Source organism: Achromobacter sp. HZ34 (assembly GCF_002209485.1).
Classification (GTDB): Bacteria; Pseudomonadota; Gammaproteobacteria; order Burkholderiales; family Burkholderiaceae_B; genus Bordetella_C.
Map to the genome: position 1 here is coordinate 643889 of NZ_NJIX01000002.1, position 14301 is coordinate 658189.

10 protein-coding genes and 1 pseudogene are annotated in these 14301 nt (G+C 64.2%); 5 read left to right on the plus strand and 6 right to left on the minus strand.

Going from position 1 to position 14301, the window contains the following annotated elements; genetic code table 11:
- Nucleotides 1-3: 3 nt before the first annotated feature.
- The 3 genes from glnE (at nucleotide 4) to CEY05_RS09620 (ending at nucleotide 5318) form a co-directional block, all read left to right on the plus strand.
- Entirely contained in the window at nucleotides 4-2832 is a 2829-nt protein-coding gene (gene glnE / locus CEY05_RS09610; RefSeq protein ID WP_088598243.1) for a bifunctional [glutamate--ammonia ligase]-adenylyl-L-tyrosine phosphorylase/[glutamate--ammonia-ligase] adenylyltransferase, read from the plus strand.
- Nucleotides 2833-2902: 70 nt separating this feature from the next.
- Nucleotides 2903-3583: an epoxyqueuosine reductase QueH gene (locus CEY05_RS09615; protein ID WP_088598244.1), complete on the plus strand. Its 681-nt coding sequence runs from the start codon at nucleotides 2903-2905 to the stop codon at nucleotides 3581-3583.
- A 196-nt stretch (nucleotides 3584-3779) separates the two neighbouring features.
- Nucleotides 3780-5318 carry an acetolactate synthase large subunit gene (locus CEY05_RS09620; protein WP_088598245.1) on the plus strand — a complete coding sequence of 513 codons (1539 nt, stop codon included), beginning with the start codon at nucleotides 3780-3782 and terminating at the stop codon, nucleotides 5316-5318.
- A 216-nt stretch (nucleotides 5319-5534) separates the two neighbouring features.
- On the opposite strand, the gene CEY05_RS09625 is transcribed toward CEY05_RS09620, so the two are convergent.
- Both CEY05_RS09625 and CEY05_RS09630 read right to left on the minus strand, forming a co-directional pair.
- Nucleotides 5535-6290 (minus strand): anti-sigma factor, encoded by a 756-nt coding sequence (locus tag CEY05_RS09625; protein WP_233161439.1) that lies wholly within the window; start codon nucleotides 6288-6290, stop codon nucleotides 5535-5537.
- Nucleotides 6287-6865, minus strand: coding sequence for a sigma-70 family RNA polymerase sigma factor (locus CEY05_RS09630; protein WP_088598246.1), 579 nt, complete (start codon nucleotides 6863-6865; stop codon nucleotides 6287-6289). Before CEY05_RS09630 ends, CEY05_RS09625 begins: the two co-directional genes overlap by 4 nt.
- A gap of 254 nt (nucleotides 6866-7119) precedes the next feature.
- Between CEY05_RS09630 and CEY05_RS09635 the strand changes: the two genes are divergently transcribed.
- Both CEY05_RS09635 and CEY05_RS09640 read left to right on the plus strand, forming a co-directional pair.
- Complete coding sequence (locus tag CEY05_RS09635; RefSeq protein ID WP_088598247.1) at nucleotides 7120-8055, plus strand: metallophosphoesterase; 936 nt, start codon at nucleotides 7120-7122, stop codon at nucleotides 8053-8055.
- A 31-nt stretch (nucleotides 8056-8086) separates the two neighbouring features.
- A complete protein-coding gene (locus CEY05_RS09640) occupies nucleotides 8087-8437 on the plus strand; it encodes a cupredoxin domain-containing protein (protein WP_088598248.1) in 351 nt (116 codons plus the stop codon).
- Between the two features lie 68 nt (nucleotides 8438-8505).
- Here the strand turns inward: CEY05_RS09640 and CEY05_RS30885 are convergent, their stop codons facing one another.
- From CEY05_RS30885 to aceB, 4 genes and pseudogenes are all read right to left on the minus strand, one after another.
- Nucleotides 8506-8703: a hypothetical protein gene (locus CEY05_RS30885; RefSeq protein WP_143220344.1), complete on the minus strand. Its 198-nt coding sequence runs from the start codon at nucleotides 8701-8703 to the stop codon at nucleotides 8506-8508.
- Nucleotides 8704-8749: 46 nt separating this feature from the next.
- A pseudogene (locus CEY05_RS09645) lies at nucleotides 8750-8941 on the minus strand (DUF1016 domain-containing protein); the annotation flags it as partial.
- 449 nt (nucleotides 8942-9390) lie between these two features.
- Nucleotides 9391-11991, minus strand: a complete 2601-nt coding sequence (clpB, locus tag CEY05_RS09650) for an ATP-dependent chaperone ClpB (protein ID WP_088598249.1) — start codon at nucleotides 11989-11991, stop codon at nucleotides 9391-9393.
- 525 nt (nucleotides 11992-12516) lie between these two features.
- Entirely contained in the window at nucleotides 12517-14100 is a 1584-nt protein-coding gene (gene aceB, locus CEY05_RS09655; protein WP_088598250.1) for a malate synthase A, read from the minus strand.
- Nucleotides 14101-14301: the final 201 nt, after the last annotated feature.

Genomic DNA, 14301 nt, shown 5'->3' on the forward strand with positions numbered 1-14301 from the left:
ACCATGTCCGCCGCTACCCCCATCGATACCAACTCAGCACCCAACGCCGCCCCCGCTTCCGACGCGCTGCTGGCGCCTGCGCTCGCCTGGTCAGGCTATCTGCGCCGCCGCTTGCAGGCCTATCCGGATCTGGCTGCCTGGCTGGGCCAGCATGCAAGGCAGCCGGTCGACCAGGCCACGCTGCTGCGCTGGCGCGATGAATTGGCGGGGGCCGGCGATACGGTACTGCCCGTGCCGGCTTGCCGCGCGATGCTGCGCCAGCTGCGTGAACGGGTCTTCTGCACCCTGATCGTGCGCGACCTGGCTGGCCTGGCGCCGCTGGAGGAAGTGGTGGGCGCCATGACCGGCCTGGCCGACCTGGCCATTGCCGCGGCCTACCGCAGCGTGGCCGCCGACCTGGCCGAAACGCATGGCATCCCCATCGATCCCGCCAGCGGCAAGCCCCAGGAAATGCTGATCATGGGCATGGGCAAACTGGGCGGCGGCGAATTGAACGTGTCCTCCGACATCGACCTGGTCATGCTCTATGGCGAGGAAGGTGAAACCAATGGACGGCGCAAACTCAGTTATCACGAATTCTATGGCCGGCTGACCCAGCGCATGATGCCGGTGCTGTCGGAAATGGATGCGCATGGTCACGTTTTTCGCACCGATCTGCGTTTACGTCCGGACGGCGACGGCAGCCCGCTGGCCTGGAGCCTGGACGCCTTCGAGCGTTACCTGGTCGGCCAGGGCCGCGAATGGGAACGTTATGCCTGGTTGAAGGCGCGCGCCATCCCGGCCCAGGCCTTCGCCGGCAGCGATTCCGAAGCGCAACTGCGCCAGATGGAAAGCCTGCGCATCCCCTTCGTCTATCGCAAGTACTTCGACTTCGACGCGCTGGCCGCCCTGCGCGCCCTGCGCGAACGCATCCGCCTGGACTGGCAGCGGCGCGCGCTGGGGCGCAACGGCATGGACAGCGCCCTGAACATCAAGCTGGGCGACGGCGGCATACGCGAGATCGAGTTCGTGGTCCAGTTGTCGCAGTTGATTCGCGGCGGCCGCATGCCGGCCTTGCGCGATCGCGGACTGCTGGCTGCCCTGCACGCCCAGCGCGACGCGGGCATCCTGCCGACGGCCGATGTCGAGCGGCTGGAGGCGGCCTACCGTTTCCTGCGCCGCACCGAACACGCCCTGCAGTACCGCGAGGACGAACAGACCCATCTGCTGCCGGCCGATCCCGAGCCGCGCGCCGCCCTGGCGCGGGCGCTGGGCATGACGCCCGCGGACTTCGAGGATCGCCTGGCCGGGCATCGCGCCTTCGTTGCCGACACCTTCCGCAATGCCTTCGGCATGGCGGGGATGGATGACGCCAGCCAGGGCGACGCCGGCCGGTCCACGGCAGGCAGCACGGGCGGCAACAGCGGCGCCGACATGGAAAGCACCCTGCTCGACCAGATCCACGAGCTGTTCGGCGATGAAGGTCCGCAGCTGGCCGCGCGCGCCACATCCCTGCTGGGCAGCCATCGCGTGCGCAGCCTGCCGGAAACCAGCCGGCGCCGCCTGGAAACCTTGCTGCCGGCGGCCGTGCAGGCGGCCGCCCGCACCGATTCCCCCGCGGCGGCCACGGTGCGCCTGTTCGACCTGATCGAACAGGTGGCGCAGCGCAGCGCCTACCTGGCCTTGCTGGCCGAATATCCCGATACCCTGGCGCGCGTGGCCCGCATGATGGCCGCCAGCCCCTGGGCCGCCCAGTACCTGACCCAGCACCCCCTGCTGCTGGACAGCCTGATCGACTGGCGCACCCTGTTCCAGCCGCTGGACTTCCAGCAGATCGGCAGCCAGTTGACCGCCGATCTGGATACCTGCGTGCTGCCCGACGGCAGCGCCGACGTCGAACGCCAGATGAACCTGATGCGCGACGTGCAGCGCCAGGCCAGCTTCCAGTTGCTGGCGCAGGACCTGGAAGGCGAGCTGACGGTGGAGAAGCTGGCGGACCAGTTGTCGGCACTGGCCGATATGCTGCTGGCCGAGACCATCCGCCGCGCCTGGCCGCTGGCCAACCGCCAGCCGGACGCGCAGCCGCATTTCGCGGTGGTGGCCTATGGCAAGCTGGGCGGCAAGGAACTGGGCTATTCCTCCGACCTGGACCTGGTCTTCGTGTTCGACGATCCGCGCGAGGATGCCCCGGAGACGTATGCCAAGCTGGGCCGGCGCATGAGCTCCTGGCTGTCCACCATGACGTCATCGGGCCGCCTGTACGAAGTGGACCTGCGCCTGCGGCCGGACGGCGAAGCCGGCCTGCTGGCCGTTTCGGTGGAGGCTTTCGCCGAATACCAGCGCAAGCACGCCTGGTCCTGGGAACACCAGGCCCTGACCCGCGCGCGCTACGCGGCGGGGGATGCGGCGGTGGGCGCACGCTTCGAGGCGGTGCGGCGCGACATCCTGTTGGGACCGCGCGATGTGCCGGCCCTGCGCGCCGACGTGCGGGCGATGCGCGAAAAGATCAGCGCGGGCCATCCGAATACCAGCGGCAAGTTCGACGTCAAGCATGACCGCGGCGGCATGGTGGACGTGGAGTTCGTCACGCAGTACCTGGTGCTGTCGCAGGCCGCGGCACACCCGGTCCTGGCGGAAAACCTGGGCAATATCAATCTGTTGCGTCTGGCTGCCGAGTTGGGATTGCTGGACCCTGGCGTGGCCATGCGGGCCGGCGACGCCTATCGCACGCTGCGGCGGGTGCAGCACGCGATGCGGCTGCAGGGGCAGGAAAAGGCGCGGGTGGCGCCCGATGCTCTGCCGCAGGAAAGGGCGGCGGTCACGGAACTGTGGAATCTGATCCTGGGCGAGTAAAATAGCGGATTCGCCTCAGCCGGTGAGGGCATCTGCCCCGGCTCGCCCCCACCTCCGCCCCGGTATTGCCATGTCTGAATACGTCCGCCCCAAACTCGATCTGCCTGAAGGACGCCGCAAGGTGCTGATGCACTCCTGCTGCGCGCCCTGTTCGGGTGAAGTAATGGAAGCCATGCAGGCCTCCGGCATCGACTACGCCATCTACTTCTACAACCCCAATATCCATCCGGTGAAGGAATACGAGATCCGCAAGCAGGAGAACATCCGCTTCGCCGAGCAGCACGGCATCGAGTTCATCGACGCCGACTACGACATGGACAACTGGTTCGATCGCGTCAAAGGCATGGAAGACGCGCCCGAGCGGGGCGAGCGCTGCACCGCCTGTTTCGACATGCGATTCGAGCGCACCGCCTTGTACGCGCACGAGCACGGCTTCGATACCATCACCAGCTCGCTCGGTATTTCGCGCTGGAAGGACATGAACCAGATCAACGGCTGTGGCGAACGCGCCGCTGCCCGCTACCCCGAACTGGTGTACTGGACCTATAACTGGCGCAAGGGTGGCGGCTCGCAACGCATGATCGAAATCAGCAAGCGCGAGAACTTCTACCAGCAGGAATATTGCGGCTGCGTCTACTCGCTGCGCGACACCAATCGGCATCGGCGCTCCCAGGGCCGCGACCGCATCCATATCGGTGTGAAGTTCTATGGCCGCGAAGGGCTGGTGAACGAAGAAGATATTCAAGGGTAAACCCCGACCTCAATCGCTTACGACGTTTACACGGCGGATCTAATACGCATCTGCCCGCTTCTAGCGTCAATTCGCGGCGCATCCTCATTGCCGCACGCCTCGCGGCCTTCCTTCACGACAATTGCCCATCCATCGACGGCGTACACTCTGCCTGGTTTTTTAGCCTTCTACGTACGGCTTTTTCGATGAGGATGGAATGAACGGCGCCGAAAGTCTGGTCCATACGCTGCTCAAGAGCGGCATCGATACGTGCTTTGCCAACCCTGGCACGAGCGAAATGCACTTTGTGTCCGCGCTCGATCGCATTCCCGGCATGCGCTGCGTGCTGGCATTGGCCGAGACCGTGGTCACCGGCGCCGCCGACGGCTATGCCCGCATGGCGGGCCGCCCCGCCGCCACCCTGCTGCACTGCGGCCCCGGGCTGGCCAACGGCCTGGCAAATCTGCACAATGCGCGCCGCGCCCATTCGTCAATCGTCAATATCGTCGGCGACCAGGCCACGCATCACCGTCCCCTGGACGCGCCGCTGACCGCCGACACCGAAGGGTGGGCGCGCCCGGTGTCGGCGTGGACGCGCACGTCCAGCACGGCAGAAACCATAGGCCGCGATGCCGCCGCCGCGGTCCAGGCCGCGCGTGCCTCGAACGGCCAGATCGCCACGCTGATCGCGCCTTCCGATACCTGCTGGAATCCGGGCGGCGTCGTCGCCGATGCCCTGGACGTGCCGCCGGCCCCCACGGTGGACGAAGGCGTGCTGAGCGCCGTGGCGCGCGTCCTGCGCAGCGGCGAGCCGGCCATGCTGTTCATGGGCAACGATGCGCTGTTGGCGGGGCCGCTGGCCGCGGCCGGCCGCATCACCCACAAGACGGGCGCGCGCATGATGGCGCAGACGTCCAACCGCCGCATCGAGCGCGGTGCCGGACGCCAGCCGATTCCCCGCCTGCCCTATGCCATCGAGCCGGCGCTGGCCGCGCTCAAGGGCGTCAAGCATTTGATCCTGGTCGGTTCCAAGGCGCCGGTGGGTTTTTTCGCCTATCCCGACAAACCGGCCCTGCTGTATCCGGAAGACTGCCAGATCCATGTGCTGAGCCGTCCTGAACAGAACCAGGGCGAAGCCCTGGCCCGCCTGGCCGACATGCTGGCGGCGCAGGAAGCCGCGCCGGTGGCGGAACGCGTGGCCGTGGAAGCAGCGCGTGGCGCGGTTACGTCCGAAGCGGTGGCGCAGACGGTCACGGCCCTGCTGCCCGAGCACGCCATCGTCATCGATGAAAGCGTGAGCTTCGGCCGCGCCTTCTATCCCGGCACGGTCAATGCCGCGCCGCACGATTGGTTGCAGATCACGGGCGGCGCCATTGGCAACGGCCTGCCCCTGGCCACTGGGGCAGCGATCGGCGCGCCGGGCCGGCGCGTGGTGTCCCTGCAGGCCGACGGTTCTGCCATGTACTCGCTGCAGGCGCTGTGGACGCAAGCCCGTGAGCAATTGGACGTCACCACGGTGATCCTGGCGAATCGCAAGTACGCCATCCTTATCGGTGAACTGTCCGGGGTTGGTGCCGAAGCGGGCAAGACGGCGATGAACATGCTGGATCTCACGCGGCCCACGCTGGACTGGGTCAAGCTGGCCAACGGCATGGGCGTGGAGGCGGCACAGGCGCAGAACATGGAACAGTTCGCTGACTTGCTGGCTGCCGCGAACAAGCGCAAGGGGCCTTTCGTTATCGAACTGGTGATTTGATTCGATAATCCGGAGCCGGACGCCACCTGAACGGCATTCGTTGCTGGCGAAGAGAATTATTTTTTGTGGGGGATATACCTCCACGCCCCCTCTTTTTCGGACGGCCCGGGTCGCGGCCTGCCGGCTGCGCAGCCCTCACGCTGAATGCGTGGGGGCGTTTTCTTTTCGGGCGCGGCGGCCGCCCGACCAGCGCCGTACATTGTCCGCCGTGCATCGTCAATTGCCGGCCTTGTTCATCAGGCTGACGAAACCCTGCAGGTCGCCCGCGCCGGCGTCGGTAATGGCCCAATAATTCATGCCCGCCGCGCGCCAATGCGCGAGGCGATAGCCCAGCCTTTCCTCGAAGCGCGGGGCCGCGGCCTCGGCCCCGCCCGGCCAGACGAACAGGCTGATCGGGTGCAGCTTGTCGCGGTAGATCATGACCGCCACCCGCTGCCCGTCCAGGTAGTCCACCCGCCCGCCCTTCAGCGGATAGCCTTGCGCGGCCAGATCGACGACGGGCGGCGCGAAATCCAGCTTGCCGCCAAACCACGGCTTGACCGTATGCTGGTCGGTCGATGCCACATCGAACAGGTGATCCACCTGCATGGAGCGGATGTTGTTACCCGCCAATTCCTGCGCGAGGCGCTGTTCGTCGGAGGGCACCTGCAGATAGAGCGCCATGCTCACCGCCAGCGCGGCCACGCTGGCCAGCGACAGGGCCCATGGCGCCCAGGCTGACGACCGTCGAGCGGGCCTCGGGGCCAAGCCTGCCGGCAGCGCCTCGGTGACCCGCCTGACCAGCTCGGCGGGCGCCGCGACACGCAGATCGGCCTGCCGCAGGCGCGTGCTCGCTTCACGTTGGCGCGCGAACGCCAGCCGGCACTCGTCGCATTGCGTCATATGACCTTCCAGCGCCGAGGATTCGGACAGGCTGAGTTCCCCGTCCAGATAGCCCGGCACCAGCGCCAATGCCTGTTCGTGATCCATCATGCCTCCCGCTCCGCCGGCGCCAGCAGCGCGGCAAGCTGCTGGCGGCCACGGCCCAGCCTGGACATTACGGTACCCATGGGGATATCCAGGATCATCGCGATTTCTTTGTAGGACAGTTCTTCCAGTTCACGCAGCACGATCACCTCGCGGTACTCCAGACGTAAAAGGCTCAGCGCATCGTGCACGCGTCTCTGGTTCTGGGCACGGATGAACATGGCCTCGGGACCATGCTCTTCAGGGGTCAGTCCGGTCACCGGGTCGGCGTGCCGGCCGCTGTGTTCCTCATCCTCGAATTCCGTGGATTCCCCCGCGTGCTTGCGGTTTTCCGCGTACCAGCTGCGGAAGGTATTGCGCACGATACTCAGCAGCCAGGCCCGTCCGTCGTCGCCGCGCAATCCACCGGAGAATCGAAAGGCGCGCAGTAATGCTTCCTGGACCACATCCTGTGCGTCCTGGTCGTTGCGTGTCAGCCAACGTGCGACGTTGAAGGCCGAGTCGAGGTGAGGTAGCACCAGCCTTTCGAAGCGCTGCGCGCTGGCTGCATCGGTGATTGCGACTCCTGCTCTGTGGGCCATGCGTGCTTATCCCTGTACAGACCGGATTCCTCCGCGTTTCATCCCTTTCATGCCAAACAGACGAGACGGCCCCATCCCTGCATAGACCGGCATACACCGCGATTTATTCCCGCTTTGGCATATTTATTTTTTCGCGTCCCGCCGATGATAGAGCGGGAATAAAGCCATTGGCGACCCGGTCTTCTGATCGAGACCAGGACGAAGCGTATTGGACGGTCCGACACGCCGTTGCTGGAATTGAACCGGGAGTTCTCATGGACATCGATCTTCCAGACCATCCTTCACGCCGCCACGCCCTGAAGTGCCTGGCCTTCGGCGGCGCCGGCACGCTGTTCACACTGGCGGGGGGCGTGCTTGCTCCCATCGATCTGGCGCTTGCCGCGACCCAGCCAGACACTGCTGGCGTACCGCTCTTTCTGCAGATCAGCGATACCCATATCGGCTTCGGGCAGGCGGCCAACAAGAATGTGGCGGGCACGCTGCAGCAGACCATAGCCCTCGTCAATGCCATGCCGGTGAAGCCCGCGCTGACGATACATACCGGGGACATCACCCACCTGGCCAAACCCGAACAATTCGACCAGGCCGCTCAATTGCTGAAGGGCCTGAACATTACCGAACTGCACACGGTACCAGGCGAACATGACGTTTCGGATGCCGGCGGCGTGGAATATTTCACGCGATTCGGCAGTGCGTCGAACAGCAGGGGCTATTACAGCTTCGATCACCAAGGCGTGCATTTCGTGGCGTTGATCAACGTCATGAACTTTACGCCGAACGGATTGGGGGGCCTGGGCCAGGAGCAGCTCGACTGGTTGAAGGCCGACCTGCAGGACCGCTCATCCAGTATGCCCATCGTGGTCTTCGCGCACATGCCGATGTGGACCATTTACGCGCCGTGGGGCTGGGGTACCGGGGATGCCGACGTAGCCATGGGCTACCTGCGACGCTTCGGGTCAGTGACCGTGCTGAACGGCCATATCCATCAGATCGTTTCCAAGGTGGAAGGCAACATCACTTTCCACACGGCGAGGTCGACGGCGTTTCCTCAACCGACGGCGGGTAACGGACCGGGGCCGGTTCCGCTTACGGTGCCTGGCGACCAGCTTGCCAGCATGCTTGGGGTGACGACAGTGCGGATCACGCAGCATCCGCTGGCTGCGTCACTGGCAGACACCACGCTTGCCTGAGCCAGGCGCTTCCATTGAGCAGAGGGACACGATGATGATTCAATTTTTATCCCGCGCAGGCTGCCGAGCCTGGACTATCGCTGCCGTACTGGCACTGGGCATGCAGGTTCCGCCAGCACAAGCCCTGGCCGACGATGGCCACGTCGTTGCCATCAAGGAGTTCATGTTCACGCCGATGAGCACCACCATCGAGGCCGGTTCGACCATGACCTGGAAAAACCTGGACGACGAAGCCCATTCGATCGTCGCCGAAGGCGGCTTGTTCCGTTCGAACCCCCTAGACCAGAACGACACCTTCTCCTACCGTTTCGACAAACCGGGCGTCTACAGGGTGGTCTGTGGCTTGCATCCCTATATGAAGGAAACCATCACGGTGGAGTAAAAGCAGATTTCGGCAGGGAATTCCGACGCCGGACCAGATTCCCGATTCACCATCGGAATCTGAACAGCCTAAAGCTCTCTCAGATTCCGATGCGCCATCTTTTCGGCCAACTCCCACAACAATTGTTCCTTGAGCAACCTCGTATCATTGATTTCCCGCCGCGGCGCCGCCCGCAGGCCGGAGGCCTCTTTGGCCGAGTTGCTCGGTTCGAGGAAATTATTTCCCAGCGGTTGGGTGACCGAGCGAATTTCAGTATCGATTTTCATTGCAGTGAGTCGCTCCATTGCGCATCAATCTGTCTGCGCGCCCGATCAATTGTCGTGACAGTGACCCGACAATTGTCTCGTCCGGATAACTGACGGCGAACTGCACCATCCGCCGCAGGTTCTTATTGGCGAAGCTACGTCCGTAATCGCCGACTAGCTCATCGATCAGCATCCGAATGTCGCTCAGCAGCACTACAGGCGCCGCGGATGAGATACGGGACACTTTATGCTCGCTCATGGAAGGCACCCTGGGGGGCATCAAGAAGCAAAAAAGACCCCGGGGTGAGGGAACCCCGGGGGCACAGGAGCGTTGCGTGGCTGCCGCAGCAGCAGGCCGACGCAACTGCGATTCATGAACACGCCACGGAGGAGAGCACAATCGCCATGAATCGCGTGATGCCATGAGACCACGCGTGATCCTGTCGACACATGAGAATTTTCTGGGTCCGCGCGCTTCCGGCGGCCCCAATGTCTGAATTCAGGATGGGAAATTTCTTACCTGGATTACCAAGGTAAAAAATAGAACATCGATCGTCATACAAAAAAGGCGCCGTCTCAAACGGCGCCTTTTCCCGGTCTGTCAACGCGGCCAGTCCACCCCGCCTCCTACCTACATCGTTAACGGCCAAGGGCGTGGAAACGTGCAGCGCGGTCAGCGGCGTGGGAACACGCCGCTCACCTTGCCGCTTACTGCAAGGTGCGTTCGAACACCAGCTTGCCGTCCCGCACGTCCACCGGCACCACATCGCGCGGACCGAAGCGGCCTTCCAGGATCAACCTGGCCACCGGGTTCTCGATCTGCTGCTGGATGGCGCGCTTCAACGGCCGCGCGCCGAACACCGGATCGAAGCCCGCACGCGCGATTTCCTTCATCGCGGCATCGCTGACCTCCAGACGCATTTCCTGCTTCTCCATCCGATCGGCCAGCCGCTTGATCTGGATGCGCGCGATCGATTCGATATGCTGCGCGGCCAAACTATGGAAGACCACCACCTCGTCGATGCGGTTGAGGAACTCCGGCCGGAAGGCCTGCTTGAGTTCATCCCACACGACTTCCTTGATGACTTCATAAGGCTGCCCCGCCATCGACTGGATATGCTGCGAACCCAGGTTGGAAGTCATCACCACCACCGTGTTGCGGAAGTCCACCGTGCGGCCCTGGCCGTCGGTCAGGCGACCGTCGTCCAGCACCTGCAGCAGCACGTTGAACACATCCGGATGCGCCTTCTCGACTTCATCGAGCAGGATCACGCTATAGGGCTTGCGCCGCACGGCTTCGGTCAGATAACCGCCTTCCTCGTAGCCCACGTAGCCAGGAGGCGCACCGATCAGGCGAGCCACCGAATGCTTCTCCATGAACTCGCTCATGTCGATGCGGATCAGATGCTCCTCCGAATCGAACAGGAACTCGGCCAAGGCTCGCGTCAGCTCCGTCTTGCCCACGCCCGTCGGGCCCAGGAACAGGAAGGAACCATAGGGCCGCGAGGGATCGGACAGGCCGGCCCGCGAACGGCGAATGGCATCGGACACCAGGCGCACGGCCTCGTCCTGGCCAACCACGCGACGGTGCAGGAAGTCTTCCATGCCGAGCAGCTTCTCGCGCTCGCCCGTCATCATCTTCGACACCGGAATACCCGTGGCGCGCGACACGACCTCCGCGATTTCCTCCGCGCCCACCTGGGTGCGCAGCAAACGCGGCCGGCCCGGCTCGGCTTCGGCCTCGGCCTTTTCCGCGCCGCTTTCGGCGGACTTCAAGCGCGCTTCCAATTCAGGCAGCTTGCCGTACTGCAGCTCCGCCAGCTTGTCGAACTGGCCCTTGCGTTGCAGCTCGGCCATCTCGGCGCGAACCTGGTCGATCTCTTCCTTGATGGCCTGGCTGCCTTGCACGGCGGCCTTCTCTGCCTTCCAGATTTCCTCGTAGTCGTTGTACTCGCGCTGCAGCTTTTCCAGTTCTTCCTCGATCACGTGCAGGCGGCGCTTGGAAGCATCGTCGGACTCTTTCTTCACCGCTTCGCGTTCGATCTTCAACTGGATGATGCGACGGTCCAGGCGATCCATCACCTCCGGCTTGGAATCGATTTCCATGCGGATGCGCGCCGCCGCTTCGTCGATCAGGTCGATGGCCTTGTCCGGCAGGAAGCGGTCGGTGATGTAGCGGTTGGACAGCTCGGCCGCGGCCACGATGGCCGGGTCGGTGATGTCCACGCCGTGGTGCAGCTCATAGCGTTCCTGCAAGCCGCGCAGGATGGCGATGGTCGACTCGACGTCGGGTTCGCCCACGAGCACCTTCTGGAAGCGGCGCTCCAGCGCGGCATCCTTTTCCAGGTACTTGCGGTATTCGTCCAGCGTGGTCGCGCCGATGCAGTGCAGTTCGCCGCGCGCCAGGGCCGGCTTGAGCATATTGCCGGCGTCCATCGCGCCTTCGGCCTTGCCGGCGCCGACCATGGTGTGCAGCTCGTCGATGAAGACGATGTTGCTGCCGTCGTCCTGCGACAGTTCCTTGAGCACCGCCTTCAGGCGTTCTTCGAACTCGCCGCGGAACTTGGCGCCCGCCACCAATGCGGCCATGTCCAGCGCCAGCACGCGCTTGCCGCGCAGGGTCTCCGGTACTTCGTCGTTGACGATGCGCTGCGCCAGGCCTTCGACGATGGCGGTCTTGCCGACGCCGGGTTCGCCGATCAGCACGGGGTTGTTCTTGGTACGGCGCTGCAGGATCTGGATGGTGCGGCGGATTTCGTCGTCGCGGCCGATGACGGGGTCCAGCTTGCCTTCGCGGGCACGCTGGGTCAGGTCCATCGTGTACTTGGCCAGGGCCTGGCGGTTGGACTCGCCCTCGGCGCCCTGCACGCTTTCGCCGCCGCGTACGGCGTCGACGGCGGATTCCAGGGCTTTCTTCTGCAGACCGGCTTCGCGCAGGATGCGGCCGGCCTCGCCCTTGTCGTCGGCCAGGGCCAGCAGGAACAGTTCACTGGCGATGAAGGTGTCGCCGCGGCGGGCGGCTTCCTTGTCGGTGCGGGTCAGCACCGATTGCAGGTCGCGGCCGACCTGGACGTTGCTTTCGCCCTGCACCTGCGGCAGTTTCTGCAGGGCCTGGTCGATGGCCGGCTGCAGGCGGTTGACGGCCACGCCGGCACGCGCCAGCAGGCCGGTGGCGCCGCTGTCGGCGTCCGTCACCAGCGCGGACAACACGTGCAGAGGGTCGATGTATTGGTGGTCGTTGCGCGCCGCCAGGCTTTGTGCGTCGCCCAGGGCTTGCTGAAATTTGGTGGTCAGCTTGTCGAATCGCATAGTTTTCGCTTTGGCCCCAGGCCACGGCAGACGACTGGGTCTGTTCGTGACGGCGGGCGCTAAAGATGGAGTTGAAACCCGACCTTGGACGGCCGGCTCGATGATCAGCAAATGCGGGCTGGACAGCCAATTTCAAGACCCTGGGTGGGCCAGGGGCTTTGGGTGAGCATAGTCTTTTTTGGTGGAGGGAATGGAGGATGGATGGGAGGGTGGATTTTTTTAAAAGCGGTTTTTAGATGACGGGGGGACCCCATCGCCCCTTTCCCGGGCTATCGCCCCAGTGGCCACTTTTCGCCTGAGCGGCGTAGTGGACCGGGAGACTGCTCAAAGAAAGAGGGGAACTTCTTTAGAAATTCCCCTTCATTTGTGGACTGCCGCAACGATCGAAGGCCCGACGCGCGCGTGGGCGTTCCTTCCCACTAAAAAAGGGGAATTTCTAAAGAAATTCCCCTTTTGACTCCCTGGCTACGGCAAGGACCCCAGCCGGGCTAGGCGTTCGGGACTTCCTTGCGTCCGCCTGGGGACTCAGACCTCTTCATACAGCGGCAACGTCAGGAATTCGGCGAAATCATCCTGGGTACTCATCTGCTCGAAGATCTGCGCGGCACGGTCGTAGGCTTTGCTGGGGCCCGCCACTTCATGCACCTTGGCCAGTTCCTCGGGGATCAGCTTGCGCACCAGCTCGGCCGTGACCTTGCCGCCGCCTTCCAGCACGCCCTTGGGCGAACGGATCCATTGCCACACCTGGGAGCGGGAGATCTCCGCCGTGGCGGCATCTTCCATCAGGTTGTTGATCGGCACGCAGCCATTGCCGTCCAGCCACGAACCCAGATAGTGGATGCCGACGTTGATGTTGGCGCGCAGGCCGGCTTCGGTGATGGGCGCTTCCGGCTGGAAATCCAGCAGGTCGGCGGCCGTCACGGCGACGTCGGGACGTTGCTTGTCGATCTGGTTGGGCGCGTCGCCCAGCACCTTGCGGAACTCCTCCATGGCCACGCCGACCAGACCGGGGTGGGCGACCCAGCCGCCGTCATAGCCATCGGTGGCGTCGCGCGCCTTGTCGGAACGGATGCCGGCCATGGCCTGGTCGTTCTTGACCGGATCGTTCTTGATCGGGATCAAGGCGCTCATGCCGCCGATGGCCGGCGCCTTGCGGCGGTGGCAGGTCTTGAGCAGCAGCAAGGCATAAGCGCGCATGAAGGGCGAGGTCATGGTGACCTTGACGCGGTCGGCCAGGCAGAAGTCGCGTTCGACCTTGAACTTCTTGATGCAGCTGAAGATGTAGTCCCAGCGGCCGGCGTTCAGGCCGGCGCTGTGTTCGCGCAACTCGTACAGGATTTCGTCCATCTCGAAGGCGGCGAGGATGGTCTCGATCAGCACCGTGGCCTTGATGGTGCCCTGCGCCACGCCCAGCGTCTTCTGCGCCTGCACGAAGATGTCGTTCCACAGGCGGGCTTCCAGATGGCTTTCCATCTTGGGCAGATAGAAGTATGGGCCGGAGCCGCGTGCCAGCAGTTCGCGGGCGTTGTGGAAGAAGTACAGCGCGAAGTCGAAGATGCCGCCGGAGACACGCTGGCCGTCCACCGTCACGTGCTTTTCGTCCAGGTGCCAGCCGCGCGGGCGCACCAGCAGCACGGCGGGCTTGTCGTTCAGCTTGTACGACTTGCCGTTCTGCTCCAGCGTGATGGTGCGGCGGATGGCCTGCATCAGGTTGATCTGGCCGTGGATCTGGTTGTGCCAGTTCGGCGTGTTGGAGTCCTCGAAGTCGGTCATATAGCTGTCAGCGCCCGAGTTCAGGGCGTTGATGACCATCTTGCGTTCGACCGGGCCGGTGATTTCCACGCGGCGGCACAGCAGGTCCTGGGGCAAGGGGGCGATGGTCCAGTCGCCTTCGCGCACGGCGCGAGTGGCGGGCAGGAAGTCCGGCTTTTCGCCCTGATCCAGGCGTTGGGCGCGCACGGCGCGGGCGGCCAGCAGTTCCTGGCGGCGGCTTTCGAAGGCGCGGTGCAGGTCGGCGACCAGGGCCAGGGCGTCATGGGTGAGGACAGTGTCGAAGCCGGCTTCGATAGGCGCGTCGATGGCGACGCCGGCGGGCAGTTTCAAGCTCATGATGTCTCCGGGATAGTGGCGGTCAGGCGGACAGTGTACGGATCGGATCTTGAATTAAAAAGCGTATAAAAGTAGATTCATTGTTTATTTTTAGTATGAAATAGCCGGTTTGTCTGCTTCTGGGACGGAAGAGGCGGGGCCGGGCTGGGTGGGCTGGGCTGGGCTGGGCTGGGCTGGGCTGGGCTGGGCTGGGCAGGCGAT

What these genes read in the sequence shown, in the direction of transcription:
- clpB (WP_088598249.1), bottom strand. Translation starts at nt 11,991, where the DNA reads ATGCGATTCGACAAGCTGACCACCAAATTTCAGCAAGCCCTGGGCGAC.
- CEY05_RS30885 (WP_143220344.1), bottom strand. Translation starts at nt 8,703, where the DNA reads ATGAAAATCGATACTGAAATTCGCTCGGTCACCCAACCGCTGGGAAAT.
- CEY05_RS09635 (WP_088598247.1), top strand. Translation starts at nt 7,120, where the DNA reads ATGGACATCGATCTTCCAGACCATCCTTCACGCCGCCACGCCCTGAAG.
- CEY05_RS09625 (WP_233161439.1), bottom strand. Translation starts at nt 6,290, where the DNA reads ATGATGGATCACGAACAGGCATTGGCGCTGGTGCCGGGCTATCTGGAC.
- glnE (WP_088598243.1), top strand. Translation starts at nt 4, where the DNA reads ATGTCCGCCGCTACCCCCATCGATACCAACTCAGCACCCAACGCCGCC.
- CEY05_RS09630 (WP_088598246.1), bottom strand. Translation starts at nt 6,865, where the DNA reads ATGGCCCACAGAGCAGGAGTCGCAATCACCGATGCAGCCAGCGCGCAG.
- CEY05_RS09620 (WP_088598245.1), top strand. Translation starts at nt 3,780, where the DNA reads ATGAACGGCGCCGAAAGTCTGGTCCATACGCTGCTCAAGAGCGGCATC.
- CEY05_RS09640 (WP_088598248.1), top strand. Translation starts at nt 8,087, where the DNA reads ATGATGATTCAATTTTTATCCCGCGCAGGCTGCCGAGCCTGGACTATC.
- aceB (WP_088598250.1), bottom strand. Translation starts at nt 14,100, where the DNA reads ATGAGCTTGAAACTGCCCGCCGGCGTCGCCATCGACGCGCCTATCGAA.
- CEY05_RS09615 (WP_088598244.1), top strand. Translation starts at nt 2,903, where the DNA reads ATGTCTGAATACGTCCGCCCCAAACTCGATCTGCCTGAAGGACGCCGC.